Below are 26,918 nucleotides of genomic sequence, written 5' to 3' on the forward strand. Positions count from 1 at the left end.
TAGGCCCTTTCAAGCGCCGGCGTAGCCGAGCGTTCTTCACATTGACCGAGTATTTTTTCACTGTGGCAAGCCTTGTGGCTGCCACCTGGACGGAACGATGACTGCTCTGCGCCTCCCTATTTTGTGGCTCGCCGGCCTGCTTGGCCTGGCGGGCTGCAGCATGAACCAGCCGGTGTCGCTGTACCAACTGGACAGCGGAACCCCGGCCCAGCCTGCGCAAAGCACAGGCATGGCCGTATTGCTCGGCCCGGTTCTGATCGCTGACTACCTGCAGCGTGAAACCTTGTTGCAACGCCAACCGGACGGCAGCCTGCAAGCCGCCACTGACGGCCGTTGGGCCGGCAGCCTGTCCTCCGACATCGATCAGTTGCTGTTGCGCCAGGTCGCCGGGCACCTGGACAGCCAGCGCGTGGTGCTGGCACCGGCGACCCAGGGGTTCACCCCGGATGTGCAGGTACTGCTGTCGATTACCCGCCTGGACTCGGGTAAAGCCCAGCCGGCAGTGCTCGATGCCCAATGGCGGTTGATCGACCGTCGTGGCAAGGTGCGCGAGAACCGTATCGTTCATCTGCAAGAGCAACATGCCGGTACCACGGCGGCGCAGGTCCAGGCTCAGGGCGTGCTCCTGCAACGCCTGGCCGAACAGCTGTCGGTGTCGCTCAAGCCCCTGGCCAACCAGCCGCCTGTCGCCGAAGTGCCCCGCAAGGCCGCGCCAGCCCCGGCCAAGCCGGTAGGGAAGGAAAAGGACAAGATTCCCATGGCCTTGCCGATTCGTACGGACATGGAAGTGTTCAGGTTCTGACGGTTGGACCCGGATACACCACAAAGCCCGCGTTGATGCGGGCTTTGTTGTTTCTGCCGGTTGGATTCTCTGGTGCCTGGGCCGGCCCTTTCGCGAGCAAGCTCGCTCCCACACTGGGTCTGAGGCCTGCAGACATCTCCCTGTGGGAGCGAGCCTGCTCGCGATGGCGGCGCTGAAGGCAACAAAAAAGCCCGCAGATAATCACTTATCTCCCACAGCGAGTCTGAGTCTTGCAGAGATCCCTGTGGGAGCGAGCTTGCTCGCGATGAGGCCGGCCCAGGCAATAAAAAGCCCGCAGACAATCGCTCATCTGCGGGCTTCGTTATTTCATGTCCCGGGACTCAGGCCTGGCGCTCATGCATCCGCGCCAATTGCCGCTCCAGCATCGATGGATAAGGCTCCATCAAGCGCTCCACGCAACACGCGCCTTCGGGGCTGGCGATGGGGCGGATGCGCGCGCGCTGGCGGATCAGGGCGTCGTCGTTGATCTTGCGCTCCACCAGCAGCAGGTTGCGGCTGTGTTGCGACAGCGCCAGGGCGTCCTGGGCGGTTTCGGTCAGCAGCAGGTCGATCTGGCTCAAGCCGAACAAGCCATCGCCCAAGGTCAGGCCCAATTGCAGTTGCAGGGTGATGCCGCTGTCGGCGACTTCGATCTGCAATTGGTGACCCAAGGCGCGCAGCAACTCACCGCAGCAAATGGCATTGGTCAGGTAGTCGTCGCCGCTGTCTTCGGTGTGGAACAGCATCAGCGTGCTGCCGTCGTTCAAGGTGTGCAATTCGCCCTGATAGAGCGATGCGGCCTGGTCGAGGCAGTCGCGGTAACGCTCGAGCAACTCCTTCAGGCGCGCCTGGGGCAGGCGACGCAGTTGATCCTGGGCGCCCAGTTGCACGGCCAGTACGGCGCTGTGCTGGGGCAGGTTCGAGGCCATAGGCTTGGCGACCGGCTGAGGTGCCCCATTGACCGACTCGTCACGCAGGTCGGCGAAGGCGTCGTCGTCTTCCTCGTCCTCTACCGCGCGCACCACGTGGCGTGGGGCCGGTTTTGAGGCCGGCATCGGCTGGCTTTCGTCGAAGCCCGGGTCCCGCAGGTTACGCACTTCGAAGCCTGGCTCGGCATCGTCGTCGTCCGCGTAGTCGAGGTCTTCAGGTTCCGGCTGGGGCTCGGGTTCCGGGGCGAAGCTGGCGTGCAGTTGCCGGGCCAGGTCGCCGATCTCGTCCTGGCGCTGGGTGGCCGGCGTGTGTTCGTCGATGTCCCGCAGCCAGACGCGCAATTGCAGCAGCGGCGTGGAGATGTGCCGCCCCAGGCGCAGGCTCAAGGCCAGTGCCAGCGCCAGCAGGATCGCGCTGAGGATGCCCATGCTTTGCAGGCTGATGGTCATCGGTTGCTGGAACTGGTCCATGTCCAGGCTGATGCGCAGTTGCCCGGCGGTCACGTCCTGGAAGGTGATCTTGCTCTGGTACATGCCGCCGGATTCGCCCAGCAGGCCAGGCTTGGGCCGCTGGCCGGCCTCGGCGAGGATGCGGTTGTCCACGCTGTAGATGGCGGCGTGGGCCACCAGCTTGTTCTTGGTCAGGTTGTTGAGCAGCACGTTGAGGCTGAGGATGTCGTTGGACACCAGCAGCTCGGTGGCGGACGTGGCGGTCTGGGTGGTCAGGCTTTCACCCAGGGCATCGGCCTGCTCGTGCATCGCCTGCTTGAACTGCAAACCCATCACACAGGCATAGATGACCAGGGCCAGGGCGACCAGGATGACGTTATGGCTGGCAATGCGCAATGCGATCGGCACACGACGGTGACGCAGCGCACGGAAGATCAGCAGGAAGAAGTTGTCGGTTTTGACTGGCGTGGGCCGGTTCACTGAGCTCGGCTCTTTGTCCGTGAAATTGACGCGCAGTATAGCGACAGCCCCATGACCGGCAAAGCACTGGCGGTGCCCGATGGTCACTGAATGTGGGTAGAATGCGGTTTTTTTCCACCTGCGGGGGTGCGCCTTGCGCGAAATCGTCCTGATAAACATCACTGGCAGCGACCGTCCGGGTCTGACTGCGGCCATTACCGGCGTTCTGGCCCAGGGTGGTGTGAACATTCTCGACATCGGTCAGGCGGTGATCCATGACACGCTGTCGTTCGGCATCCTGGTTGAAATCCCGGACGCCGAACAAAGCAAGTCCGTGCTCAAGGACATCCTGTTCACCGCCTACAAGCTCGACCAGCAGGTGCGTTTCACCCCGGTGTCGGAGGAGGATTACCAGCATTGGGTGGCCGGACAGGGCAAGAAGCGCCATATCGTGACCCTGTTGACCCGCAAGGTCACCGCCGAGCAATTGCAGCGCGTCAGTTCGATCACCGCCCAATATGGCCTGAACATCGACCACATCGACCGCCTGTCCGGGCGCATGCCGCTGGACACCCCGGCCGACAAGGGCAAGGGCTGCATCGAGTTTTCGGTGCGCGGCGAGCCGGCCGATCCCCAGGCGTTGCGTGCCGAGTTCCTCAGCGTGGCCCAGGAACTGAACGTCGACATCGCCTTCCAGGAAGATTCGCTGTTCCGCCGCAACCGCCGCCTGGCGGTGTTCGACATGGACTCGACACTGATCGAGGCCGAGGTCATCGACGAATTGGCCAAGGCGGCCGGCGTGGGCGACAAGGTCTCGGCCATCACCGAGCGAGCCATGGCCGGCGAGCTGGATTTCCGTGCCAGCTTCAAGGAACGCCTGGCGTTGCTTAAAGGTCTGGACGTCAGCGTGCTGGATTCCATCGGCGCTTCCCTGCGCCTGACCGAAGGCGCCGAAACCCTGTTCGCCGAACTCAAGCGCCTGGGCTACAAGACCGCCATCCTGTCCGGCGGCTTCACCTACTTCGCCAAGCAGTTGCAGGCCAAGCTCGGTATCGACTATGTATTCGCCAACGAGCTGGAAGTGGTGGACGGCAAGGTGACCGGCGTGGCCGTCGAGCCGATCGTCGATGCCCAGCGCAAGGCGGACCTGTTGCGTGAACTGGCTGAAAAAGAGGGCCTGCGCCTGGAGCAGACCATCGCCGTGGGCGACGGCGCCAACGACCTGCCGATGCTGGCGATCGCGGGCCTGGGCGTGGCATTCCGCGCCAAGCCGCTGGTCAAGCAGTCGGCCAGGCAAGCGATTTCCACCCTGGGGCTGGATGGGGTGTTGTACCTGCTGGGCTTCAGGGATCGTGACGGGCAGCTCTGACTGACACACTGACTTTGGAGTAAGCGCGCTTGTGGCGAGGGAGCTTGCTCCCGCTGGGGCGCGGAGCGGCCCTGAAACCTGGGGCCTGAGTGTGTCGGATCGGCCGCAGGGGCCTGCTGCGCAGGCCAGCGGGAGCAAGCTCCCTCGCCACAACGGGTTGTGTGCTGTTCAAAGCGATTTCCACAACGAATCAAAATTCCCTTCCTGGTCGCCGCCATCCCCGGTTTCGGTTGAGTCTTCCGGGTGATAGGAAAACTGGTTGAAACTGTGGGTGCTGGTCACCCGGCGGTCCAGGCCGGCGCGGCGTTCCTGGCCGTTGGTGTTGATCAACACCCGCTGGCCTTCCTGGAAGGGCAGGCGTGGGGCGATCATGGTCGGGGGCAGGTCAATGGCGCTGATCTCGGGGAGTAACAGGCCGCGCAGGTAGTGACCGTGCTCGTTTTCCCGGACCAGCTGCAGCCCGCAAGGCTGGGCATGGGGTGCGACCAGTTCGATGCCCATTTGCATGGCGCCGTTGCGCACTTGGCGGATCCAGCGCACCACGGCGACGCTCCAGGCTTGGTCGCTGCTGTCGCGGATGCCGATCATTTCCCCGGCTTGCAGTTGTTCCGGCACCTCCTTGGGCCAACCGAGGCAATAGCCGCCAGGGCTGTGGTTGATGATCGGCAGGTCGTAGGTGGGGAAGTGATGCTGGTTGTCGGAGCTGGTGCCATCGTCATCGGCCGGGTTGACCGGGTACTCGATTTCTTCATAGGGCAGCAGGTCGCTGTCGCCGTTGGGAGCGGCGTCGAACGCTTGCTTCCAGGTGTCGTTTGTCTTGCTCGGCGAGGCTTCGAAGCGGGCCTTGCGGGTGGCGGGGCTTTTCAGGATTTCGTTGAACGAGCGCTCGCCGCCAAGGTAGTAGTGCAGCGCACTCATGCCCACGCACAGGGTCAGCGTGCCGTTGCCCTCGGTGCGCTGGAAGCTGCGCTCAGCCGCTTCGCCCCAGGCGGCTTGCAGGTGATGCAAAGTGTCGACGCTCATGCCACCAGGGACTGGCAACGTATTATCGGCAGGTTGTTCCAGGTGAGTGGCGATTGCACGCACCAGTGGCTGGGGATCGAAGCCCTGCAAGGTTGGCTGCTGTTCGGCCCGGAACTTGGAGCGGTAGCGTGGCCCGACATCCAGCTCTGGAGCGACGGCGAACAGGCTCCTGGCAGCGGTGGCAGGGTCCAGCTTGACCCACTGGCTCCAGGATTCGAGCACTTCGGTCAGTCGCCCGATCTGGCTCTGGCGCAATTGATTGCTGCGTGACGCGCCCAGCAGCAGGGCGACGACATAGGTCTGCTCGGCGTTCAATTGATGAACCTGGCTGGCCAGCTCGTCACTCACGCTCAGGTGTTGCAAGCGGTGCAGGCAGGCAATCCGGTACAACTGATGCAAGTCGAGCCACAATCCCTCTGGCACTGGGCTGTACAGCTGGCTGGCACGCAGCAGCGGGCCGTTGAGGGCATGCATCGCCCGTTGCAGCGCGGTGCTCAGCAGGCGGGCCCGATCCTTGGTGTATTTCGACGCGATACGCGCCACGATCTGTTTGTAGCCCATCGCCAGTTGGGTTTGCAGGGCCTGGCACAGGTTGACGATCTTGCGTGAGCGATCATCCAGCACGATGGCCTGTTGCAGGAAGTGCCGCTCCAGGTGCTTGCAGACGTAATACACCTCGGGCCGCAGCAGTTCGAGCAGTTGCAGGCGATTGTCACTGGGCGTGAGCAGTTGGTTGAGTTCACCAAGGGCCTGGTACAACAGGCGGGCCGTTTCGCCGATGTTGGCCTTGGGCAGGTTGGCGATCCAGCGCTTGAGGTCCCGTGGCGTAGCATCGCAGAACGACAGGCGTGATTGTGTCGGGGTCAGGACGCGCAATAGCTGGAGAGGGCTGGTCTCATTCATGCCGTGTACGGGCTCCGGCGGGAAATAAACGTGATGTTTCCAACTCTAGCAGTTGTAGCCGAAGGAGGTACGCTATCTATGCTGGATGCCCTGTGGGAGCGAGCTTGCTCGCGATGACGCCAGGACAGTCTCTATTGAGGTGACTGTTACATCGCCATCGCGAGCAAGCTCGCTCCCACATTTGATCTTTTACTCAGCCCTTGGGCAGCGCCAGGCCCTGGCCCATCTGTACTGGCGACCCGGCCACCAGGTCTTCGGCCCATTTCACCTGGCCTGGACCGAACAGCACGATGGCGGTCGAACCCAGCTTGAAGCGTCCCAGTTCGGCGCCTTTTTCCAGATGGATCGGCCCACGGGCGGCTTCGTCGTAACGGAAGGTTTTCAGCTCGCGCTTGGGTGGCGTCACCAGCCCGGCCCAGACGGTTTCGATGGAGGCCACGATCATCGCGCCCACCAGCACCACGGCCATCGGCCCACGCTCGGTGTCGAAAATGCAGGCCACGCGCTCGTTGCGGGCGAACAGCTCCGGAACGTTTTCGGCGGTGGTCTGGTTGACCGAGAAAATCCGCCCGGGAATGTAGACCATCTCCCGCAGGGTGCCGGCCAATGGCATGTGCACGCGGTGGTAGTCCTTGGGGGACAGGTAGATGGTGGCGAAATCGCCGCCCATGAACGGCGCTGCGTTGGCCGCGTCACCACCCAGCAGCTCCAGCACGCTGAAGCTGTGGCCCTTGGCCTGGAACACCCGGCCGTGCTCGATCGGGCCGAGCTGGCTGACGGCGCCGTCGGCGGGGCTGAGGATCGCGCCCGGGGTTTCGTCCAGCGGCCGCGCGCCGTCTTTCAGGGCGCGGGTGAAGAAGGCGTTGAAGTGCTCATACGCGGTCAGGTCTTCCACCAGGGCCTGGGACATGTCCACTTGATAGCGCTTGGCGAACCACGCGGTGAAGGCATTCTTGAACCAACGCACGCGGCATTCGGCAATGCAACCGGCCAACCGCGACAACAGGTGGTGGGGCAGCAGGTATTGAGTGAGGATGAACAAACGGTTTTTCATTAACTGTCCTTAAGAACCTTCAAAGCTCGATGGGCGTGTCGGGATGGTTGCCCCATTCGCCCCAGGAACCGGCATAGCCTTTGACTCGTGGATAACCGAGCGCCTTGGCCACCAGGTAGGTGAAGCCAGAGCGGTGGTGAGTCTGGCAGTGGGTGATGATTTCTTTGTCGGGCGTGATGCCCAATCGTTCGAGGATCTGCGGCATATCCTTGCGAATGCGCAGGTTGCGCGCCGGGTCCATGCCGGCGGTCCATTCGAAATTGACCGCCCCTGGAATATGTCCGCCCCTGGCTGCGACGACTTTCTCGCCGGAGTATTCCAGCGGGCCACGCGCATCCCAGATGGCCAGGTCGGCGGCACCGAGGCGGCTTTGCAGGTATTCGCGGGTGGCGGTGGGGGCATCGTGCAACGTCAGGGGCACCGGGCCGGCAACCGGTGCCGGAACATCGACGGACACCGGCAGGCCTTCGTCCAGCCAGGACAGCAGGCCGCCGTCGAGGTAGTGATAGTTCGAGTGGCCGATCACGTCCAGCAGCCAGATAAAGCGCCCGGCCCAGCCGCCGCCTTCGTCGTCGTAGACCACGTAGACCGCGTCCGGGTTATGCCCAAGCTCGCCGAACAGGGTTTCCAGGTCGGTTTTGGCCGGCAGCAGGCCCGGTGCCGGCGGTTGGCCGAGCTGGGTGCGCTTGGGGTCGACGAAACGTGCGCCGGGGATGTGCCCGGTGCTGTAGCGCGCGGCGCTGGTCAGGTCCACCAGAATCAGTTCGCGGGCGTCGAGGCGCGGCAGCAGTTCGCTCGGCTCGATCACCAGCGGCAAGCCAGAGAAGTCAGGCATGTGAGGTCTCCAGGGGCGCAAAGGGAAAGGATTGTAGCAAGTTCAGCGACCGCGGTTGGTAAAGGTATGCAGCGCCCTTTCGATGCATTGCACGGTTTTGCCGAAGGCTTGCACGGTGATATCCGAGAACGGCCCGCCGCCCTGGTCCACCGCCACCAGCATGATCACCCGGCCATTGCAGGTCAGTGAGCGCAACAGCAGGTGCTCACCCCGGAACAGGCTGCGCAGGCCCGGCGGCAGTAGTGCCGAAAATTGCGCATTGTTGTCCGGGTTCAGGCGAACCTGGGCCTGCTGGGCCAGCAACCGCTGCAATATTTTGCTCTGGCTGATGGTAAAGCTCATGGCCGCGGCTTCCTTGGGCAGGCCGGCGGTCTGGTGTACGCGCACGCTGGTCTGGCTGCGGTCGGCCATCAGGATCATCACTCGGCGCATGCCACAGGCCACCAGGACGTCCCGTGCCGAGGTGGTCAGGTGCATGGCATTGCGGAAGGGGCTCGGCTCCACCAGCATGGCGGAGCATTGCGTGCGCCACTGGCTCAGGTCTTGGGCGCTGGGCGGGGCGGCGGGCAGCAAGCCGGGGTGGATGCGACGGCTGCCCGAGGGCCAGATCAGCGCCACGGCCGGGTGCCAGAGGTCCGGCATGGCGTGATGATGGGCGCTGTTGGCCGCTTGCTGGTGCAGCTGTTGCTGGACCTCATCCATCGACATCTGCAGATACAAACTGGTGAGGTACTGCCAGCGGGTGAGCGCGGGGCTGTCCCAGGCCTGTTGTGCGGCCAGTGCCAGGCCGTTGGCCAGCAATACGGTGTTGGCCGGCTGGTTGAGCCAGCGTCGCAGGATCGGGTCGTCGTCCAGGCGATTCTGCTGGCGCAGGGGGTGTTCGCTGTCCCGGGCGATGCGCAGGACTTTCACCAGCTCGCGGCGTTCATTGAGCAGCAGGCGATAACCTTGCGCCACCCAGATGGGCAAGCGCCAGGTTTCCACCAGCGCCAGGCAGATTTCCAGCAGGCTGACACCGAACAGTTCGCGCTCTACCTTGGGCGCGGGCTCGCCTTTATGGACGACCCGCAGCTCCCATTCCCCGAGCAGTCGTGGATGGGTCAGGGCCAGGGGCCAGAGCGGTGACAGGAACAACAGGCTGCCCCAGTGTATGTCTTGCCACAGCCGCGCCAGGCGGCTGGCAAAAAAACCATTGGCCTGTTGCGTGGCGTGCTGGCTGATCAATTGCAACTGGCGCAAGGCGATGGGTATTTCATGCTCCGGCAACGACGGCAGGCGGGCGAGCAGTTCCTCGGTACGCTTGAGACCGAGGCGGTTGATGGCCACTTCGAGGTTTTCCGCAGGTTCTGCAAGGCTGCCATGGGTGTGATGGTTGGCCTCGCGGATGACGCTCAGGGCCAGGGCGGGGCTGTCCTGGATCAGGTCGGCGATGTCGCGCAAGGAGCGGCGGCTGTCGGCGAGGGCCTTGCAGACCAGGTCGTGGCTGGCCTGGGGTACCGGCAGATGCACGCCTTTGAGCAGCGTCACCCAACCTTCGAGGGTGGTCGGTCGGGGCGTTGGAACCTTGGTTTCGTTAGTCATGGCTGGACGTGATCATCGTATGAATTCTCTACGCCCGGAACGGGGCAAATTGGCTTTTCGCCAGAACAGCCTATAGTCTGGCGCAGTTTTGCCGATAAGTAGAAGAAGAGATTTTTCAGCTTCCGAATATGACCTTGAACCCGACTTAAATAAGTACTTTCTATCTATGGCTAAAATTATCGGCATCATTGTCGTGTTCGCGAGCGTGCTCGGCGGATACGTGCTCTCCCATGGCAAGATTGCCGCCCTGATCCAGCCCTTCGAGGTGTTGATCATCGGTGGCGCGGCCCTTGGTGCATTCCTGCAGGCCAACCCTGGCTATATGACGATGCACGTGCTCAAGAAATCCCTGGGCATGTTCAGTTCGCGCTTTAGCCACACCTTCTACCTCGAGGTGCTGGGGCTGATCTACGAGATCCTCAACAAGAGCCGCCGCGAAGGCATGATGGCGATCGAAGGCGACATCGAAGATGCCGCCGCCAGCCCGATTTTCGCCAAGTACCCGGCCGTGCTCAAGGACGCTCGCATGACGGCGTTCATCTGTGATTACCTGCGCATCATGTCGTCCGGCAACATGGCTCCCCACGAGCTCGAAGGCCTGTTCGACATGGAGCTGTACAGCCTCAAGGAAGACCTGGAGCATCCCTCCCACGCGGTCACCGGGATCGCCGACGCGATGCCTGGCTTCGGTATCGTCGCGGCGGTACTGGGGATCGTGGTGACCATGGCCTCCCTGGGCGACGGTGACCAGAAGTCCATCGGCCTGCACGTGGGTGCGGCCCTGGTGGGTACGTTCTTCGGTATCTTGGCGGCGTATGGTTTCTTCGGGCCGCTGGCCACCTCCCTGGCCCATGACGCCAAGGAAGAGCTCAATATCTACGAAGCCATCAAGGCTTCCCTGGTGGCCTCGGCCTCGGGCATGCCGCCATCGTTGGCGGTGGAGTTCGGGCGCAAGGTCCTGTACCCGGCGCACCGTCCAAGCTTCGCCGAGCTGGAACAAGCGGTTCGCGGTCGCTAATTTATGGAAAATAACCAGCCGATCATCATCAAGCGCGTCAAGCGCATAGCCGCTGGGCATCATGGGGGCGCCTGGAAAATCGCCTTCGCCGACTTCGCCACGGCGATGATGGCGTTCTTCCTGGTGCTGTGGCTGTTGTCCACGGCGACGCCAGAGCAGAAGATCGCCATCGCCGGCTACTTCAAGGACCCGGTCGGCTTTTCCGAAAGCGGCACGCCCTACATCATCGACCTGGGCGGCTCGCCGACCCTGGCGCCGGAAAACACCCTCAACCCCGAGGTCAAGTCCCAGCCCCAGCCCGACAAGGTGACGGTGGATTCCGAGCAGGTCGAAGGCATGGCCGAACAGGTCGAGCGCGAGCGCCTGGAACTGCTGTTGCAGGAATTGCAGAACAAGGTCGAAGAGAATCCGCAACTGCAGAAATTCAAGGACCAGATCCTGTTCGAAATCACCCCGAACGGCTTGCGCATCCAGATCATGGACGCCGAGAACCGGCCGATGTTCGATTCCGGCAGCGCGCGCCTGAAGCCGTATTTCGAGGACATCCTGTTGGCCATGGCCGACACCATCAAGGCGGTGCCGAACAAGATCAGCATCAGTGGTCATACCGATGCCAAACCCTACATCGGCAAGGGTGACTACGGTAACTGGGAGCTGTCCGCCAACCGTGCCAACGCGGCCCGTCGCGCCCTGGTTGCCGGCAGCTATCCGGACGAACAGGTGGCGCGGGTGGTCGGTTATGCGTCTTCGGCGCTGTTCGACCGCAAGGACCCGTTCAACCCGGTCAACCGGCGTATCGATATCGTGGTGTTGACCAAGAAGGCGCAGAAAGCCATCGAGGGCTCGCAAACCGATGATCCGGCGCCCGATCCGGTCCCGGGCGAGGGTGCGCCGGGTGAAGCGCCTGCTCCGTCCGCCACACCAGGTGCGGCGGTCGATCCGAACGCGTTGCCGGCAGACCAGCAACCCGTGCCGGCCCATGAACTGCGCGAGCGGCTGAATCTGTTCGACGACGCCGCGCCCAAGCCTCCCGGAGCGCCGGCGCAGTGACCTGAAGGTTTGTCGATGGATCTGTGGCGAGGGAGCTTGCTCCCGCTCGACTGCGAAGCAGTCGTAAACCGGCGGGTGCGGTGTGTCTGATGCTCCGCATTTGGCAGGTTTTGGGGCCGCTTCGCAGCCCAGCGGGAGCAAGCTCCCTCGCCACGATGGTGTCCGGCTTCCCTTCCTTTCAGCTCAGTAACTGCTTTCCGGCAGGCTGGCGATGATCGAGCGGTAGCTGTTCATCCGTTGCTGATGCACGCGACCTTCTTCCAGGGCCTTGAGCAGGGCGCAACCGGGTTCGCGGTCGTGCTTGCAGTCGCGGAAGCGGCAGGTGCCGATCAACTCGTTGAACTCGATGAACCCGGCTTCAACATCGGCCCGGCTGACGTGGCCCAGGCCGAATTCGCGGATACCCGGCGAGTCGATCAATTCACCGCCGCCAGGGAAATGGAACAGCCGCGCGGTGGTGGTGGTGTGGGTGCCCTGGCCGGACAGCTCGGACAACGGCCCGACGCGCGTCTCGACTTCCGGCAGCAGGCTGTTGACCAGGGAAGACTTGCCGACGCCAGACTGGCCGACGAACACACTGATGCGCCCGTCCAGTTGCTGTTGCAACTGCTCCATGCCATTGCCGTGATGGGCCGAGACCTCCAGCACCGGGTAACCCAAATCCCGATAGACCGACAGCAGGGCGTTCAGCGCCGGGGCGTTGTGTTCGTCGATCAGGTCGAACTTGTTGAGCAGCAGCAACGGACGGATACCCGCGTGTTCGGCGGCCACCAGGTAACGGTCGATCAGGTTGGCGTGGGGCTCGGGCAACGGGGCGAACACGATGACGATCATGTCGACGTTGGCGGCCACGGGCTTGAGCTGGCCTCGGCTGTCCGGCCGGCACAGCTCGGTGTGGCGCGGCAACTGCGCGACGATCACGCCGATGCCCTGGTTGCCGGCCCGCCAGACCACCTGGTCGCCCGTCACCAGCGCCGGCAGGTTGGCGCGCAAGTGACAGCGGAACACCTGGCCGGCCAGTTCGCCTTCCTGGGCCTCGACCTCGACCTGCACGCCGAAGTGGGCGATCACCAGGCCGGTCTGTTCAGGGCCCAGGTCGCCACCCTCCAGGGCTTCGACAGCACTGGATTCGCGTTTGGCGGCGCGGGCGGCGCGCTCGCCCTGGATCTTTTCGATGCGCCAGTTCTGACGACGATTGAGTTGGCGTTTGGCCATGGGTGTTCCGTATGAAGAAATGCAGCGAATAGGGTAAAACGGCGGCGAGTTTAGCACGCCCAAGGGCCTGCCTAAGCTAAACTGCGTGGCTACGCCGAGGAGCTTCCCTATGCAAAACCCGCAGAACCTGATCTGGATCGACCTGGAAATGACCGGTCTGAACCCTGACACCGACGTCATCATCGAAATGGCCACGATCGTCACCGACAGCGACCTCAACACCCTGGCCGAAGGTCCGGTGATCGCGATCCACCACAGCGACGAAGTCCTGGCCGGCATGGACGAGTGGAACACGCGCCAGCACGGCGGCTCGGGCCTGACCCAGCGGGTGCGCGAGAGCAAGATCAGCATGGCCGAGGCCGAGGCCCAGACCCTAGCTTTCCTGGAGCAGTGGGTGCCCAAGGGCAAGTCGCCGATCTGTGGCAACAGCATCTGCCAGGATCGTCGCTTCCTTTATACCCACATGAAATCCCTGGAAAGCTACTTCCACTACCGCAACCTGGACGTCTCCACCCTCAAGGAGCTGGCCGCCCGCTGGGCGCCAGAAGTGCGCGACAGTTTCCAGAAGGGCAGCACCCACCTGGCTCTGGACGACATCCGCGAGTCCATCGCCGAGTTGCAGCATTACCGCAAGCATTTCATCAAGTTCTAACCGGCACCCCGGCGACTGGTGAGATTGCTTGTGTGGCGAGGGAGCTTGCTCCCGCTGGCCTGCGAAGCAGGCCCCAACAGTCCTTCAGGTAGGCCGCATTGTCCGGTCTGCGACTGCTGTGCAGCCGAGCGGGAGCAAGCTCTCTCGCCACAGGAGTCTGGTTGGACTGTGGGCTGGCTGTTTAGGCAGGGATCGTTGCCTTGCCCTCTTTTGGTGCCTGCCCAAACTGGCTAGACTGCGCGCCTTCCTGCAAGGACCGCCATCATGTTACTGATGCTTTATCTGATCGCCATCACCGCCGAAGCCATGACCGGCGCCTTGTCTGCCGGGCGGCGGGGCATGGACTGGTTCGGCGTGGTGCTGATCGCCTGTGTCACGGCGCTGGGTGGCGGCTCGGTGCGCGACGTGCTGCTCGGTCATTACCCGCTCACCTGGGTCAAGCACCCGGAGTACCTGGTGCTGACCACCGCGGCGGCGATGCTGACGGTGTTCCTGGCGCGCTGGATGCGCCATTTGCGCTCGCTGTTCCTGGTGCTCGACGCCGTGGGCCTGGTGGCGTTCACCCTGATCGGCTGCATGACGGCCCTGGAAATGGGCCATGGCATGCTGGTGGCGTCGGTCAGTGGGGTGATCACCGGGGTGTTCGGTGGCATCCTGCGGGACATCTTCTGCAACGATATTCCGCTGATCTTCCGTCGCGAACTCTACGCCAGCGTCTCGTTTGCCGCGGCGTGGTGTTATCTGCTGTGTGTCTTCCTGCAACTGCCGAACGAGCAGGCAATCCTCATTACCTTGTTCGGCGGTTTCCTGCTGCGGCTCCTGGCGATTCGCTTTCACTGGGAAATGCCGAAGTTCGTCTACAACGACGAGGTTTGACGCTCGGCATGTTGGCGCAACGCCCACGCCACGTGCTCACGCACCAGTTCCGACGGATAGTCGCGCCGCGCCTCCAGCGCTTGCAGCACGGGAATGGTTGACGGCGCATTACCCAGGCCCACCGCCAGGTTGCGCAGCCAGCGTTCGTAACCGGCACGGCGCAACGGTGAACCCTCGGTGCTGCTGAGGAATTTCTCTTCGTCCCACATGAACAGCTCGGCCAACCCGGCATTGTCCAGGTTGTGCCGCGGCTTGAAGTCGCTTTCCCCGGACGGTCGGGCAAAGCGGTTCCACGGGCAGACGATCTGGCAGTCGTCACAGCCGAACACCCGGTTGCCGATCAGTGGCCGCAGCTCTTCAGGAATGGCGCTTTTCAGCTCGATGGTCAGGTAGGAAATACAACGGCGAGCATCGAGCACGTAGGGGCCGACGAAGGCATTCGTAGGACAGATGTCCAGGCATGCGGTGCATTTTCCGCAATGCTCGGTGCCGTGGGGTGGATCGATGGGCAGCGGCAGGTCGACAAACAGCTCGCTCAGGAAAAAATAGCTGCCGGCCTTGCGGTTCAACACCAGGGTGTTTTTACCGATCCAGCCCAGGCCGGCCTGTTCGGCGATGGCTTTTTCCAGCACCGGTGCGCTGTCGACAAAGGCACGGTAGCCAAAGGGGCCGATGACCGCCTGAATTTTTTCCGCCAATTGCTGCACGCGTTTACGGATCAATTTGTGGTAATCGCGGCCCAATGCATAACGCGAGACGTAGGCTTTTTCCGGTTGGCCGAGCAATTGCGCCATTTGCGTATCGCCCGGCAAGTAATCCATGCGCAGGGAAACCACCCGCAGCGTGCCCGGCACCAGTTCCTCGGGGTGCGAGCGTTTGCTGCCATGGGCGCCCATATAGTCCATTTCGCCGTGGTAGCCGGCCTCGAGCCAGCGTTGCAGGTGTTGTTCATGCTCGGCCAGGTCCAGGCCGCTGATGCCGACCTGCTGGAAACCCAGCTCGCGGCCCCATTCCTTGATGGATTGGGCGAGGGCGGGGAGGTCTGTGGGAATGGCAGGCATGAGGCGAGAGAAACCGGAGCTGAGATGCGTATAATTCTGCCAGACATCGGAGCCCGAAGACGCATGCCGCACACTAAAGATGATTTTCCCGACGCGCTGTACAGCGCCGCGCAGGTCCGGGCCCTCGATGCTCAACTGATCGCGGCAGGCACCGCCGGTTTCGAATTGATGCAGCGCGCTGCCCGCGCCACCTGGCGAGCGATTGTCCGACGCTGGCCTGACGCCCGCGAGCTGACCGTGCTGGCCGGCCATGGCAACAATGCAGGCGATGGCTACCTGGTCGCGACCCTGGCCCGGCGCGCCGGCTGGTCGGTGCGGGTACTGACGGTGGGCGAGCCCCGGCGATTGCAGGGGGACGCCGCCAATGCCCACGCCGAGGCCGTGGCGGTGGGCGTGCCGATGGAGCCATGGTCGGACGAGGCGGAGTTGCGCGGCGTGCTATTGGACGCGCTGCTCGGCACCGGCCTGAATGGCGATGTGCGCGAACCTTATGTGCAGGCCATCGATACGATCAACGTCAGCGGCCTGCCGGTCGCGGCGGTGGATATCCCTTCGGGGTTGTGCGCCGACACCGGCCGGGTGCTGGGCACGGCGGTGGCGGCCGACCTGACCGTGACTTTCATTGGCTTGAAACTGGGGTTGTTCACCGGCGAGGCGGCGGACCGGGTCGGTGAGCTGGTGTTCAATGACCTGCACGCCGATCCGGATATTGTTGAAACGGCACCGGCCAGTGCCAGACTGCTCCTGCCCCACAATCTGCCTCGTCTGACAACTCGTGCCGCCACTTCCCACAAAGGCAAGTTCGGTCATGTGCTGTTGATCGGTGGCGACCGGGGCTTCGGCGGCGCCATCCAGATGAGCGCCGAAAGCGCCCTGCGCTGCGGTGCTGGCATGGTTTCGCTGGCGACCCGCAGTGAGCATGTATCCGCCGCGCTGATGCGTTTACCGGAAGTAATGGTGCAGGGCACCCATTCGGCGAACCAATTGATGGGCTTGCTCCAGCAGGCCAGCGTGCTGGTGGTCGGGCCGGGCCTGGGCCAGGCTGCCTGGGGACGCAGCCTGTTGTCGGCGGCGGCCAATGCGCCACTGCCGCAAGTGTGGGATGCCGATGCACTGAACCTGCTGAGCAGGGGCGATGTCCGTTTGCCTGAGCAGTGCGTCATCACCCCGCACCCGGGGGAGGCGGCGCGGCTGTTGGAGATGTCCGTCGCCCAGGTGCAGGCCGACCGCCCGGCGGCGGCTCATGCCTTGAGCCAGAAATACAGCGCCACGGTGATCCTCAAGGGCGCCGGCAGCCTGATCGCCAGCCCGGACGGTCGCCTGGCGGTTTGCAGCCAAGGCCATCCTGCCATGGCCACCGCCGGTCTGGGGGATGTGCTGGCCGGTGTGGTCGGGGCCTTGCTGGCCCAGGGCATGGACGGCTTCGAGGCCGCGTGCCTGGCAGTCTGGCTGCATGCCAGTGCCGGTGCCCAGGTCGGTCGGTCGGGCCGGGGATTGGCGGCGACCGATCTGATCCCGGCCATTCGTCAGTTGTTGGAGGAGCATTCACCGTGTCTGAAGTAACCCTGTACGTGGCGGACGAACAAGCCATGACACAATTTGGCGCCCGCATCGCGCAGATCACCGCCGGCCACGGCCTGATTTTTCTCGAAGGCGACCTTGGCGCGGGGAAAACCACCTTGTCCCGTGGCATCATTCGCGGCCTCGGGCACGTCGGTTCAGTCAAGAGCCCGACGTTCACCCTGGTCGAGCCCTATGAGATCGGCGATATTCGCGCCTTCCATTTCGACCTGTATCGACTGGTGGATCCCGAGGAGCTGGAATTCCTCGGTATCCGCGATTATTTCGAAGATGACGCCTTGTGCCTGATCGAATGGCCCCAGAAGGGTGCAGGCTTTTTGCCAAAGCCCGACCTGACCATTACCATTGGCGCGCAGAACGGCGGGCGTTCGCTGAAACTGACGCCGCAAGGCTCCCGTGGTGAGTCGTGGTGTGCCGCTTTGGCATTGGAAAACTAATTGATGATGGGGTTTGGTATGCGCTTTCGCGCGGTGGTTGCTGTCGTAGGACTGTTGCTTACGGCACTGGCCGTCGATGCTGTGGCCGAGACAAAGGTCAACAGCGTTCGCCTCTGGCGGGCGCCGGACAACACACGGCTGGTGTTTGACCTGACGGGGCCGGTGCAGCACAGCGTATTCACCCTGACCGCCCCGGATCGCCTGGTGATCGACATCAACGGCGCCACTCTGGGGGCGCCGCTGAATGTCGCTACCGCCAACACGCCGATCACCGCGATGCGCTCGGCCCAGCGTACGCCGACCGACCTGCGGGTGGTCATCGACCTGAAAAAAGCCGTGACCCCGAAGAGCTTCACCCTGGCCCCCAACGCCCAGTACGGCAACCGGCTGGTGGTGGACCTGTTCGACAACCCGGCCGATGCCGAGCCACCGCCACCGCCGCCGACCAATGTGGCCACGGTGCCAGCGGTGCCGGTGACCCCGACCGAGCCTGCGCTCAAACTGCCACCGGCCCCGGCCGGCAAGCGCGACATCATCGTCGTGATCGACGCCGGTCACGGTGGCGAAGACCCGGGCGCCTCGGGCTCGCGCGGGCAACGTGAAAAAGACGTGGTGCTGTCCATCGCCCGTGAATTGCAGCGCCAGGTCAACGGCATGAAAGGCTTCCGCGCCGAACTGACCCGCACCGGCGACTATTTCATTCCCTTGCGCGGCCGCACCGAAATCGCCCGCAAGAAAGGCGCTGACCTGTTCGTCTCCATTCACGCCGACGCCGCACCTTCGGCGGCAGCGTTCGGGGCCTCGGTGTTTGCCCTGTCCGACCGTGGCGCGACTTCCGAGACCGCCCGTTGGCTGGCCGACACTGAAAACCGTTCCGACCTGATCGGCGGTGCCGGCAACGTCAGCCTCGACGACAAGGACCGGATGCTCGCCGGTGTCCTGCTCGACTTGTCGATGACCGCCTCGTTGACCTCCAGCCTGAACGTCGGCCAGAAGGTCTTGAGCAACATCGGTCGCGTCACGCCGCTGCACAAGCAGCGCGTCGAACAGGCCGGGTTCATGGTGCTCAAGTCGCCGGACATCCCGTCGATCCTGGTGGAAACCGGGTTCATTTCCAACGCCAACGAAGCTTCGAAACTGTCGACGTCGAGCCATCAGCAGGCCCTGGCCCGCTCCATCAGCAGCGGCGTACGGCAGTTCTTCCAGCAGAACCCACCGCCGGGCACCTACATCGCCTGGCTGCGGGACTCCGGCAAGATCGCCCAGGGGCCACGGGATCACCGCGTCAACCCGGGCGAAACCCTGGCGATGATTGCCGTGCGCTACCAGGTGTCGCCCGCCACCTTGCGCAGCGCCAACAATCTCAAGAGCGATGAGCTCAAGATTGGCCAGACCCTGACCATTCCGAGCAATGAAGTGGCGGCCAAGCAATGAGTGACGAAGTGATCGGCAACACCGCCCGTATCGAACTGCTCAGCCCTCGGCTGGCGAACCAGATCGCCGCCGGTGAAGTGGTCGAGCGTCCGGCGTCGGTCATCAAGGAGCTGCTGGAAAACAGCCTCGATTCCGGGGCTCGGCGCATCGATGTGGATGTCGAGCAGGGCGGCGTCAAGCTGCTGCGGGTGCGCGATGACGGTGGCGGTATTTCCTCTGACGACCTGCCGCTGGCCCTGGCGCGTCATGCCACCAGCAAGATCCGCGACCTGGAAGACCTCGAGCGGGTCATGAGCTTGGGCTTCCGGGGCGAGGCGCTGGCGTCCATCAGTTCGGTGTCGCGCCTGACCCTCACCTCCCGCACCCGTGATGCCGAGCAGGCCTGGCAGGTCGAGACCGAAGGCCGCGACATGGCGTCTCGCGTCCAGCCCGCGGCGCATCCGGTGGGCACCTCGGTGGAAGTGCGCGACTTGTTCTTCAACACCCCGGCCCGACGCAAGTTTCTCAAGGCCGAGAAGACTGAATTCGATCACCTGCAAGAAGTCATCAAGCGCCTGGCCCTGGCGCGTTTTGACGTGGCGTTCCATTTGCGCCACAACGGCAAGACCATCCTCAGCCTGCACGAGGCCCACGACGATGCCGCCCGCGCCCGGCGCGTGGGCGCGGTGTGCGGTGCGGGGTTCCTGGAACAGGCCTTGCCCATCGAGGTGGAGCGCAACGGCCTGCACCTGTGGGGGTGGGTCGGCTTGCCAACGTTCTCCCGCAGCCAGGCGGACTTGCAATATTTCTACGTGAACGGCCGGGCGGTGCGCGACAAGTTGGTGGCCCACGCGGTGCGCCAGGCCTATCGCGATGTGCTGTTCAATGGCCGGCATCCGACTTTCGTGCTGTTTTTCGAGGTCGATCCGGCGGTGGTGGACGTCAACGTGCACCCGACCAAGCACGAAGTACGCTTCCGTGACGGGCGCATGGTCCACGATTTCCTCTATGGCACCCTGCACCGTGCCCTGGGCGATGTGCGGCCGGAAGACCAACTGGCGGCTCCGGCGGCTATGGCTGGCATGGTCCGGCCCACGGGCCTGGAAGCCGGCGAATTCGGGCCACAGGGCGAGATGCGCCTGGCGGCCAATGCCCTGCTGGAGCAGCCCCAGCCTCAGCCCAGCTACAACACCGCCGGCAGCGGTGCTGGCAGCGGCTATCAGTATCAATACACCCCGCGCCCGCAATCCAACGTGCCGGCAGCCGAGGCCCAGGCGGCCTATCGTGAATTCTTCAAGCCCCTGCCGGAAGCCGGCGCGGCGGCGATGCCCGAGGGCCAGGGTGACATTCCGCCGCTGGGCTATGCCCTGGCGCAACTCAAAGGCATCTATATCCTCTCGGAAAATGCCCAAGGCCTGGTGCTGGTGGACATGCACGCCGCCCATGAGCGGATCATGTACGAGCGGCTGAAAATCGCCATGGCCAGCGAAGGCCTGAGCGGCCAGCCGCTGTTGGTGCCCGAGTCCCTGGCCGTCAGCCAGCGCGAAGCCGATTGCGCCGAAGAACATGTGGCCTGGTTCCAGCGCCTGGGCTTCGAATTGCAGCGCCTGGGCCCGGAAACCCTGGCGATCCGCCAGATCCCGGCCTTGTTGAAGCAGGCCGAGGCCAATCGCCTGGTCAGCGACGTGCTGGCGGACCTGATGGAGTACGGCACCAGCGACCGGATCCAGGCGCACCTGAACGAACTGCTCGGCACCATGGCCTGCCACGGCGCGATCCGTGCCAACCGGCGCCTGGCCCTGCCGGAAATGAACGGTCTGCTGCGGGACATGGAAAACACCGAGCGCAGCGGTCAATGCAACCATGGCCGGCCGACCTGGACCCAACTGGGCCTGGACGACCTGGACAAACTGTTCCTGCGCGGTCGTTGATGAGCCCGTTGCCACCCGCGATTTTCCTGATGGGGCCGACCGCCGCCGGCAAGACCGACCTGGCCATCGAATTGACCAAAGTCCTGCCCTGCGAGTTGATCAGTGTCGATTCGGCCCTGGTCTATCGGGGCATGGACATCGGTACCGCCAAGCCGTCAAAAGAACTGCTGGCCGAATTTCCCCACCGCCTGATCGACATCCTGGACCCGGCCGAGGCTTATTCGGCGGCCGATTTCCGGCGTGACGCGCTCCAGGCCATGGCCGAAATCACCGCGCGGGGCAAGATCCCGCTGCTGGTGGGCGGTACGATGCTGTACTACAAGGCCTTGGTCGACGGGCTGGCGGACATGCCGGCGGCCGATCCCGAGGTGCGCGCGCAGATCGAAGAAGAGGCCGCGCGCCTGGGCTGGCAGGCCCTGCACGAGCAATTGGCGGTCATCGATCCGGAGTCGGCGGCGCGTATTCACCCCAATGACCCGCAGCGGCTCAGTCGGGCGCTGGAGGTTTATCGGGTCAGCGGCCAGAGCATGACTGCCCTGCGCCAGCGACAATCTGCGCAAAGTACTGAAGCAGCCGCTTCGGGACTGCAACAATTGCCCTATACTGTCGCGAATCTGGCCATCGCTCCGGCGAACCGGCAAGTGCTGCATCGGCGAATTGAACAAAGATTCACATTAATGTTGGAACAGGGGTTCATAGACGAGGTCGTAGCCCTGCGTGAGCGAAGTGACCTGCATGCCGGGTTGCCGTCTATACGTGCGGTAGGTTATCGGCAAGTCTGGGATTACCTGGACGGCAAGCTGACGTCAGCCGAGATGCAGGAGCGTGGGATCATTGCCACGCGCCAATTGGCGAAACGCCAGTTCACCTGGCTGCGCAGCTGGACTGACTTGCATTGGCTCGACAGTCTCGATTGCGACAATCTGCCACGCGCCTTGAAATACCTCGGGACCATCTCCATATTGAGCTGAGTCCTTGCAATTGCCGTCTATCCTTGGGGGTGTGACGGCCCAAGCCATCTGATTCCGATTTTTATTATTGATCCTTAAAGGAGTGCGGCACATGTCAAAAGGGCATTCGCTACAAGACCCTTACTTGAACACTTTACGTAAAGAGAAAGTTGGGGTGTCCATCTATCTGGTCAACGGGATCAAACTGCAAGGCACGATCGAGTCTTTCGACCAGTTCGTCATCCTTCTGAAAAACACCGTCAGCCAGATGGTCTACAAGCACGCGATCTCGACAGTGGTGCCAGTTCGTCCAATTCGTCTGCCTAGCGCAACCGAATCCGAAGGCGGTGACGCTGAACCGGGTAACGCCTGATAGGAGCCTCCTTTGTTCTTTGAGCGCCACGGTGGTGGTGAACGGGCCATTCTCGTTCACTTGGATGGACAGGACCCTGAGGCGCGCGAAGATCCGCAGGAGTTTCAGGAATTGGCACTTTCGGCCGGCGCCGAGACCGTCGCGTTTTTCAACGTGCCGCGTCATCGGCCAACCGCCAAGTTCCTGATCGGCAGTGGCAAGGTCGAGGAGTTGCGCGACCTGGTCCATGCCGAGCAGGTCGATCTGGTGATTTTCAATCACATCCTCACGCCCAGTCAGGAACGTAACCTCGAACGTGTCTTTGAGTGTCGCGTGATCGACCGCACGGGGCTGATCCTCGATATCTTCGCCCAGCGCGCCCGCACCCATGAAGGCAAGCTCCAGGTCGAACTGGCCCAGCTTGAGCACATGAGTACGCGGCTGGTCCGCGGCTGGACTCACCTTGAGCGGCAGAAAGGCGGTATCGGCCTGCGCGGCCCGGGGGAAACCCAGCTGGAAACCGACCGACGCCTGTTGCGGGTTCGCCTGCGCCAGATCAAGGGGCGGCTGGAAAAGGTCCGCAGCCAGCGCGAGCAGTCGCGACGTGGTCGCAAGCGCGCGGATATCCCGACGGTTTCACTGGTGGGCTATACCAACGCCGGCAAATCGACCCTGTTCAACAATGTCACCCAATCCGACGTCTACGCCGCCGACCAGTTGTTCGCCACACTCGACCCGACCCTGCGCCGGCTCGACCTGGACGACCTCGGGCCGATCGTGCTGGCCGACACCGTGGGCTTTATCCGTCACCTGCCGCATAAACTGGTCGAGGCTTTCCGGGCTACGCTCGAAGAGTCGAGCAACTCCGACCTGCTGCTGCACGTGATCGATGCCGCCGAGCCGGACCGGATGCTGCAGATCGAGCAGGTGATGGTGGTGCTGGGCGAGATCGGAGCCCAGGACTTGCCGATCCTCGAGGTATACAACAAACTCGATTTGCTCGAAGGCGTGGAGCCGCAGATCCAGCGCGATGCCGATGGCAAGCCGCAACGGGTCTGGCTGTCGGCCCGCGATGGCACCGGCCTGGACCTGCTCAAGCAGGCCGTGGCCGAGCTGTTGGGCAGCGATCTGTTTGTCGGCACCCTGAAATTGCCACAACGTTTTGCCCGGCTGCGTGCGCAGTTTTTCGAGCTGGGGGCTGTGCAAAAAGAAGAACACGACGAAGAAGGTGTCTGCCTGCTGGCTGTTCGCCTGCCTCGGGCGGAGCTCAACCGACTGGTCAGTCGCGAAGGGCTGCAACCGATGGAATTCATCGAGCAACACACTTTGCAATAAAAGCCTGAGAAAGCGGTGTCAGGCATTCTGTAGCATTGGTCGGCGCGCCGTGGGTGCGTCTTTGCTTTATCAGATGGAGAGCGCTATGGCTTGGAATGAGCCGGGTGGCAACTCGAATAATCAGGATCCTTGGGGTGGCAAGCGTCGTAACAACGGCGACCGCAAGGGGCCGCCGGATCTCGACGAGGCCTTCCGAAAGCTGCAGGAAAGCCTGAACGGTTTGTTCGGTGGTGGTAAGAAACGCGGTGACGAGGGCGGCGGTCGTTCCGGCAAGGGCGGCGGTTTCGGCCTGCTCGGCATCGGTCTCGTCGTGCTGGCGGCTGTCTGGCTGTACAGCGCGGTCTATGTCGTGGACGAGCAGGAGCAAGCCGTGGTGCTGCGCTTCGGCAAGTACTACGAGACGGTTGGTCCGGGCCTGAACATCTATTTCCCGCCGATCGACCAGAAGTTCATGGAGAACGTCACGCGTGAGCGGGCGTACACCAAGCAGGGCCAGATGCTGACCGAAGACGAGAACATCGTCGAGGTGCCGCTGACCGTGCAATACAAGATCACCAACCTGCAGGACTTCGTGCTGAACGTCGATCAGCCGGAAACCAGCCTGCAGCACGCGACCGAAAGTGCCCTGCGCCATGTGGTGGGTTCCACCGCCATGGACCAGGTGCTGACCGAAGGTCGTGAACTGATGGCCAGCGAAATCAAGGAACGCCTGCAACGGTTCCTCGATACCTATCGCACCGGTATCACCGTCACCCAGGTCAACGTCCAGAGCGCAGCGGCACCGCGTGAGGTCCAGGAAGCCTTCGACGACGTGATCCGTGCCCGTGAAGACGAGCAGCGTTCGCGCAACCAGGCTGAAACCTATGCCAACGGCGTCGTGCCGGAAGCTCGTGGCCAGGCCCAGCGCATCATCGAGGATGCCAACGGTTACCGCGATGAAGTGGTCTCCCGTGCCAAGGGTGAGGCCGATCGCTTCACCAAGCTGGTGGCCGAGTATCGCAAGGCCCCTGAAGTGACCCGCCAGCGTCTGTACCTGGACACCATGCAGGAAGTCTTCAGTAACACCAGCAAGGTCCTCGTGACCGGCAACAAGAACGGCCAGAGCAATCTGCTGTACCTGCCGCTGGACAAGATGGTCGAGAGCGGTCGCAACACCAGCACGCCACCGGCCAGTTCGGCGGCGGCCAGTAATGAGGCCGGCACCCGCGCAGCGGCGGACCTGCAACAACAGCAAGCACGTACCAGGGAGAGTCGCTGATGAGCAATAAATCGCTGATCGCCCTTATTGTCGGTGTCGTCGTGGCGATCGCTGCCTGGAACTGCTTCTACATCGTGGCTCAGACCGAGCGCGCGGTGTTGCTGCAATTCGGTCGCGTGGTCCAGGCTGATGTCCAGCCGGGGCTGCATGTGAAAGTGCCCTACGTCAACAAGGTGCGCAAGTTCGACGCTCGCCTGATGACGCTGGATGCGCCGACGCAACGCTTCCTGACGCTGGAAAAGAAAGCCGTGATGGTGGACGCCTATGCCAAGTGGCGCGTGAAGGATGCCGAGCGCTTCTACACCGCGACCTCGGGCCTGAAGCAGATCGCCGACGAGCGTCTGTCCCGTCGTCTCGAATCGGGCCTGCGTGACCAGTTCGGTAAGCGCACGTTGCATGAAGTGGTGTCCGGTGAGCGTGATGCGCTCATGGCCGACATCACCCGTTCGCTGAACACGATGGCGGAAAAAGAGCTGGGTATCGAAGTGGTCGATGTCCGGGTCAAGGCCATCGACCTGCCGAAGGAAGTGAACCGCAGCGTGTTCGAGCGGATGAGCACCGAGCGTGAGCGTGAAGCCCGCGAGCACCGCGCCAAGGGTAACGAGCTGGCCGAAGGCATCCGTGCCGACGCCGATCGCCAACGCCGCGTGCTGCTGGCCGAAGCCTATCGTGAATCGGAAGAGGTCCGGGGTGATGGTGATGCCCAGGCCGCTTCGATCTACTCCAAGGCTTATGGTCAGGATCAGGAGTTCTACGCGTTCTACCGTAGCCTGCGTGCCTACCGTGAAAGCTTCGCGAACAAATCCGACGTCATGGTCCTGGACCCAAGCAGCGACTTCTTCCACTACCTGGAAAAGTCCAAGCCTTGATGCGGCGTTGACCTGAAACACTCCGCCCGGCGGCTAAAGCATCGGGCGGGGTGATCCTTTGGGAAAACGTGTGTATGATGCGGCAGCCGGGAAATTCCCGGCTTTTTTGCGTCTGCACGTTTGATTGTGGTTTTGGTTGCAGGCATCGGGTTGAACGACTCGACAGGTTTTTCGAGGAAAGTGCTGGGCGAGGCCGATTGCTGGCCATTCGTCACGTCGCTCATGCGCGTGTTTTGCGCGTGGGCCAAGTATTTTCTGCTTCACTCAAGGCTTGCCCGAGGGCTGGCCGCCCGGACCATAGGGGAATGGCGTAATGGCAACGGTAGACCGCTGGCTGCTGCCAGATGGCATCGAAGAAGTACTGCCACCGGAAGCTGCGCGTATCGAAGTAGCGCGTCGGCAGGTGTTGGATCTGTTCCAGAGCTGGGGTTACGAGTTCGTCGTCACCCCGCATATCGAGTACCTGGAATCCCTGCTCACCGGCGCGGGCCAGGACCTGGATCTGCGCACCTTCAAGGTGATCGACCCGCAGTCGGGCCGGCAGATGGGCTTTCGTGCAGACATCACGCCGCAAGTGGCGCGCATCGATGCCCATACCCTGCGCCGTGAAGGCCCGAGCCGCCTGTGCTACGCCGGCAGCGTGCTGCATGCCCAGCCGCGTGCCTTGTCATCTTCGCGCAGCCCGATCCAGCTGGGCGCCGAGTTGTATGGCGATGCCAGCCCGAGCAGCGACGTGGAAGTCATCAGCCTGATGTTGGCCATGCTGCAACTGGCTGACGTGCCTGATGTCCACATGGACCTGGGGCATGTCGGTATCTATCGCGGCCTGGCCCGTGCGGCCGGTTTGTCCGGCGAAGTGGAGCAACAGCTGTTCGATGCCCTGCAGCGCAAGGCCATCGACGAAGTCATCAGCCTGACCGAGGGCCTGCCGGCCGATCTGTCGGGCATGCTGCGGGCGCTGGTGGACCTGTGCGGCGGGCGTGAAGTATTGGCCGCTGCCCTTGAGCGCCTGGCCCATGCGCCGGCGCCGGTGTTGGCCGCGCTGGACGATTTGCTGGCGATTGCCGAGCGTCTGTCGGTGCGTTTCCCCGAGTTGCCGCTGTATTTCGACCTGGGCGAGTTGCGCGGTTATCACTATCACACCGGCGTCGTGTTCGCCGTGTTTGTACCGGGCGTGGGCCAGTCCATCGCCCAGGGCGGCCGTTATGACGACATCGGTGCCGACTTCGGTCGCGCCCGTCCGGCGACCGGTTTCTCTACCGATTTGAAAACCCTGGTGACCCTGGGGCGTGCTGAAGTCGAGCTACCGTCTGGCGGTATCTGGATGCCTGACAGTACGGATGCAGCACTCTGGCAGGCAGTCTGTCAGTTGCGCAGTGAGGGTCAGCGTGTCGTCCAGGCCTTGCCTGGGCAGCCTTTGGCCGCCGCCCGTGAAGCGGACTGCGACCGGCAATTGATTCAGCAGAACGGGCTTTGGCAAGTATTGCCGCTGGCTTCTTGAGTTTTCCCGCCGGC

General features: G+C 63.2%; 23 protein-coding genes. 16 read left to right on the top strand and 7 right to left on the bottom strand.

The annotated features are described in order from the left end of the window. The first annotated feature begins 97 nt into the window (after positions 1 to 97). Positions 98 to 802 carry a membrane integrity-associated transporter subunit PqiC gene (locus tag J4E63_RS22995; protein ID WP_072407117.1) on the top strand — a complete coding sequence of 235 codons (705 nt, stop codon included), beginning with the start codon at positions 98 to 100 and terminating at the stop codon, positions 800 to 802. 341 nt (positions 803 to 1,143) lie between these two features. On the opposite strand, the gene J4E63_RS23000 is transcribed toward J4E63_RS22995, so the two are convergent. Next, positions 1,144 to 2,661: an AhpA/YtjB family protein gene (locus J4E63_RS23000; protein ID WP_207283459.1), complete on the bottom strand. Its 1,518-nt coding sequence runs from the start codon at positions 2,659 to 2,661 to the stop codon at positions 1,144 to 1,146. Positions 2,662 to 2,794: 133 nt separating this feature from the next. On the opposite strand from J4E63_RS23000, the gene serB reads away from it, so the two are divergent. Next, positions 2,795 to 4,009, top strand: coding sequence for a phosphoserine phosphatase SerB (gene serB / locus J4E63_RS23005; RefSeq protein WP_092476996.1), 1,215 nt, complete (start codon positions 2,795 to 2,797; stop codon positions 4,007 to 4,009). Between the two features lie 168 nt (positions 4,010 to 4,177). On the opposite strand, the gene J4E63_RS23010 is transcribed toward serB, so the two are convergent. The 4 genes from J4E63_RS23010 to J4E63_RS23025 form a co-directional block, all read right to left on the bottom strand. After that, positions 4,178 to 5,935, bottom strand: a complete 1,758-nt coding sequence (locus J4E63_RS23010; RefSeq protein ID WP_207283460.1) for a molecular chaperone — start codon at positions 5,933 to 5,935, stop codon at positions 4,178 to 4,180. A gap of 193 nt (positions 5,936 to 6,128) precedes the next feature. Further along, complete coding sequence (gene asd, locus J4E63_RS23015; RefSeq protein WP_092205347.1) at positions 6,129 to 6,989, bottom strand: archaetidylserine decarboxylase; 861 nt, start codon at positions 6,987 to 6,989, stop codon at positions 6,129 to 6,131. A 19-nt stretch (positions 6,990 to 7,008) separates the two neighbouring features. Beyond that, positions 7,009 to 7,824 (bottom strand): rhodanese-like domain-containing protein, encoded by an 816-nt coding sequence (locus tag J4E63_RS23020; RefSeq protein WP_192261959.1) that lies wholly within the window; start codon positions 7,822 to 7,824, stop codon positions 7,009 to 7,011. A gap of 42 nt (positions 7,825 to 7,866) precedes the next feature. After that, positions 7,867 to 9,405 (bottom strand): HDOD domain-containing protein, encoded by a 1,539-nt coding sequence (locus tag J4E63_RS23025; protein WP_207283461.1) that lies wholly within the window; start codon positions 9,403 to 9,405, stop codon positions 7,867 to 7,869. A 166-nt stretch (positions 9,406 to 9,571) separates the two neighbouring features. Between J4E63_RS23025 and motA the strand changes: the two genes are divergently transcribed. Then, complete coding sequence (gene motA / locus J4E63_RS23030; RefSeq protein WP_192261961.1) at positions 9,572 to 10,423, top strand: flagellar motor stator protein MotA; 852 nt, start codon at positions 9,572 to 9,574, stop codon at positions 10,421 to 10,423. A 3-nt stretch (positions 10,424 to 10,426) separates the two neighbouring features. Next, positions 10,427 to 11,473 (top strand): flagellar motor protein MotB, encoded by a 1,047-nt coding sequence (gene motB / locus J4E63_RS23035; RefSeq protein ID WP_103308786.1) that lies wholly within the window; start codon positions 10,427 to 10,429, stop codon positions 11,471 to 11,473. Positions 11,474 to 11,656: 183 nt separating this feature from the next. Here the strand turns inward: motB and rsgA are convergent, their stop codons facing one another. Further along, positions 11,657 to 12,688, bottom strand: coding sequence for a small ribosomal subunit biogenesis GTPase RsgA (gene rsgA, locus J4E63_RS23040; RefSeq protein WP_072407102.1), 1,032 nt, complete (start codon positions 12,686 to 12,688; stop codon positions 11,657 to 11,659). 109 nt (positions 12,689 to 12,797) lie between these two features. On the opposite strand from rsgA, the gene orn reads away from it, so the two are divergent. Together orn and J4E63_RS23050 are read left to right on the top strand one after the other, a co-directional pair. Further along, entirely contained in the window at positions 12,798 to 13,340 is a 543-nt protein-coding gene (gene orn / locus J4E63_RS23045; RefSeq protein WP_060739428.1) for an oligoribonuclease, read from the top strand. Between the two features lie 261 nt (positions 13,341 to 13,601). Beyond that, positions 13,602 to 14,216 (top strand): trimeric intracellular cation channel family protein, encoded by a 615-nt coding sequence (locus J4E63_RS23050; RefSeq protein ID WP_170866829.1) that lies wholly within the window; start codon positions 13,602 to 13,604, stop codon positions 14,214 to 14,216. Here the strand turns inward: J4E63_RS23050 and queG are convergent. Then, a complete protein-coding gene (gene queG, locus J4E63_RS23055) occupies positions 14,198 to 15,277 on the bottom strand; it encodes a tRNA epoxyqueuosine(34) reductase QueG (RefSeq protein WP_060739427.1) in 1,080 nt (359 codons plus the stop codon). The genes J4E63_RS23050 and queG overlap by 19 nt on opposite strands. 63 nt (positions 15,278 to 15,340) lie before the next feature. Here queG and J4E63_RS23060 point away from each other — a divergent pair, with 63 nt between their 5' ends. The 10 genes from J4E63_RS23060 (at position 15,341) to J4E63_RS23105 (ending at position 26,904) form a co-directional block, all read left to right on the top strand. After that, complete coding sequence (locus J4E63_RS23060) at positions 15,341 to 16,840, top strand: NAD(P)H-hydrate dehydratase (protein ID WP_207283462.1); 1,500 nt, start codon at positions 15,341 to 15,343, stop codon at positions 16,838 to 16,840. Beyond that, positions 16,828 to 17,295: a tRNA (adenosine(37)-N6)-threonylcarbamoyltransferase complex ATPase subunit type 1 TsaE gene (gene tsaE / locus J4E63_RS23065; protein WP_003197219.1), complete on the top strand. Its 468-nt coding sequence runs from the start codon at positions 16,828 to 16,830 to the stop codon at positions 17,293 to 17,295. Before J4E63_RS23060 ends, tsaE begins: the two co-directional genes overlap by 13 nt. A 3-nt stretch (positions 17,296 to 17,298) precedes the next feature. After that, positions 17,299 to 18,729, top strand: coding sequence for an N-acetylmuramoyl-L-alanine amidase (locus tag J4E63_RS23070; RefSeq protein WP_060739425.1), 1,431 nt, complete (start codon positions 17,299 to 17,301; stop codon positions 18,727 to 18,729). Beyond that, positions 18,726 to 20,639 (top strand): DNA mismatch repair endonuclease MutL, encoded by a 1,914-nt coding sequence (gene mutL, locus J4E63_RS23075; protein ID WP_207283463.1) that lies wholly within the window; start codon positions 18,726 to 18,728, stop codon positions 20,637 to 20,639. The genes J4E63_RS23070 and mutL overlap by 4 nt, the downstream gene beginning before the upstream one ends. After that, positions 20,639 to 21,610: a tRNA (adenosine(37)-N6)-dimethylallyltransferase MiaA gene (gene miaA / locus J4E63_RS23080; RefSeq protein WP_060739423.1), complete on the top strand. Its 972-nt coding sequence runs from the start codon at positions 20,639 to 20,641 to the stop codon at positions 21,608 to 21,610. Before mutL ends, miaA begins: the two co-directional genes overlap by 1 nt. Before the next feature lie 91 nt (positions 21,611 to 21,701). Further along, entirely contained in the window at positions 21,702 to 21,962 is a 261-nt protein-coding gene (gene hfq / locus J4E63_RS23085) for an RNA chaperone Hfq (protein WP_003186419.1), read from the top strand. A 12-nt stretch (positions 21,963 to 21,974) separates the two neighbouring features. Continuing rightward, positions 21,975 to 23,276 (top strand): ribosome rescue GTPase HflX, encoded by a 1,302-nt coding sequence (gene hflX / locus J4E63_RS23090; RefSeq protein WP_060739422.1) that lies wholly within the window; start codon positions 21,975 to 21,977, stop codon positions 23,274 to 23,276. An 85-nt stretch (positions 23,277 to 23,361) separates the two neighbouring features. Then, entirely contained in the window at positions 23,362 to 24,534 is a 1,173-nt protein-coding gene (gene hflK / locus J4E63_RS23095) for an FtsH protease activity modulator HflK (protein WP_060739421.1), read from the top strand. Then, positions 24,534 to 25,403, top strand: coding sequence for a protease modulator HflC (hflC, locus tag J4E63_RS23100; RefSeq protein WP_192261967.1), 870 nt, complete (start codon positions 24,534 to 24,536; stop codon positions 25,401 to 25,403). The genes hflK and hflC overlap by 1 nt, the downstream gene beginning before the upstream one ends. A 313-nt stretch (positions 25,404 to 25,716) precedes the next feature. Beyond that, entirely contained in the window at positions 25,717 to 26,904 is a 1,188-nt protein-coding gene (locus J4E63_RS23105; protein ID WP_207283464.1) for an ATP phosphoribosyltransferase regulatory subunit, read from the top strand. Positions 26,905 to 26,918: the final 14 nt, after the last annotated feature.

The organism is Pseudomonas sp. FW300-N2F2 (assembly GCF_017351655.1).
GTDB classification, from domain to species: domain Bacteria; phylum Pseudomonadota; class Gammaproteobacteria; order Pseudomonadales; family Pseudomonadaceae; genus Aquipseudomonas; species Aquipseudomonas fluorescens_AA.

What these genes read in the sequence shown, in the direction of transcription:
- J4E63_RS22995 (WP_072407117.1), top strand. Translation starts at nt 98, where the DNA reads ATGACTGCTCTGCGCCTCCCTATTTTGTGGCTCGCCGGCCTGCTTGGC.
- J4E63_RS23010 (WP_207283460.1), bottom strand. Translation starts at nt 5,935, where the DNA reads ATGAATGAGACCAGCCCTCTCCAGCTATTGCGCGTCCTGACCCCGACA.
- asd (WP_092205347.1), bottom strand. Translation starts at nt 6,989, where the DNA reads ATGAAAAACCGTTTGTTCATCCTCACTCAATACCTGCTGCCCCACCAC.
- J4E63_RS23020 (WP_192261959.1), bottom strand. Translation starts at nt 7,824, where the DNA reads ATGCCTGACTTCTCTGGCTTGCCGCTGGTGATCGAGCCGAGCGAACTG.
- J4E63_RS23025 (WP_207283461.1), bottom strand. Translation starts at nt 9,405, where the DNA reads ATGACTAACGAAACCAAGGTTCCAACGCCCCGACCGACCACCCTCGAA.
- motA (WP_192261961.1), top strand. Translation starts at nt 9,572, where the DNA reads ATGGCTAAAATTATCGGCATCATTGTCGTGTTCGCGAGCGTGCTCGGC.
- motB (WP_103308786.1), top strand. Translation starts at nt 10,427, where the DNA reads ATGGAAAATAACCAGCCGATCATCATCAAGCGCGTCAAGCGCATAGCC.
- rsgA (WP_072407102.1), bottom strand. Translation starts at nt 12,688, where the DNA reads ATGGCCAAACGCCAACTCAATCGTCGTCAGAACTGGCGCATCGAAAAG.
- orn (WP_060739428.1), top strand. Translation starts at nt 12,798, where the DNA reads ATGCAAAACCCGCAGAACCTGATCTGGATCGACCTGGAAATGACCGGT.
- queG (WP_060739427.1), bottom strand. Translation starts at nt 15,277, where the DNA reads ATGCCTGCCATTCCCACAGACCTCCCCGCCCTCGCCCAATCCATCAAG.
- J4E63_RS23060 (WP_207283462.1), top strand. Translation starts at nt 15,341, where the DNA reads ATGCCGCACACTAAAGATGATTTTCCCGACGCGCTGTACAGCGCCGCG.
- J4E63_RS23070 (WP_060739425.1), top strand. Translation starts at nt 17,299, where the DNA reads ATGATGGGGTTTGGTATGCGCTTTCGCGCGGTGGTTGCTGTCGTAGGA.
- mutL (WP_207283463.1), top strand. Translation starts at nt 18,726, where the DNA reads ATGAGTGACGAAGTGATCGGCAACACCGCCCGTATCGAACTGCTCAGC.
- miaA (WP_060739423.1), top strand. Translation starts at nt 20,639, where the DNA reads ATGAGCCCGTTGCCACCCGCGATTTTCCTGATGGGGCCGACCGCCGCC.
- hfq (WP_003186419.1), top strand. Translation starts at nt 21,702, where the DNA reads ATGTCAAAAGGGCATTCGCTACAAGACCCTTACTTGAACACTTTACGT.
- hflK (WP_060739421.1), top strand. Translation starts at nt 23,362, where the DNA reads ATGGCTTGGAATGAGCCGGGTGGCAACTCGAATAATCAGGATCCTTGG.
- hflC (WP_192261967.1), top strand. Translation starts at nt 24,534, where the DNA reads ATGAGCAATAAATCGCTGATCGCCCTTATTGTCGGTGTCGTCGTGGCG.
- J4E63_RS23105 (WP_207283464.1), top strand. Translation starts at nt 25,717, where the DNA reads ATGGCAACGGTAGACCGCTGGCTGCTGCCAGATGGCATCGAAGAAGTA.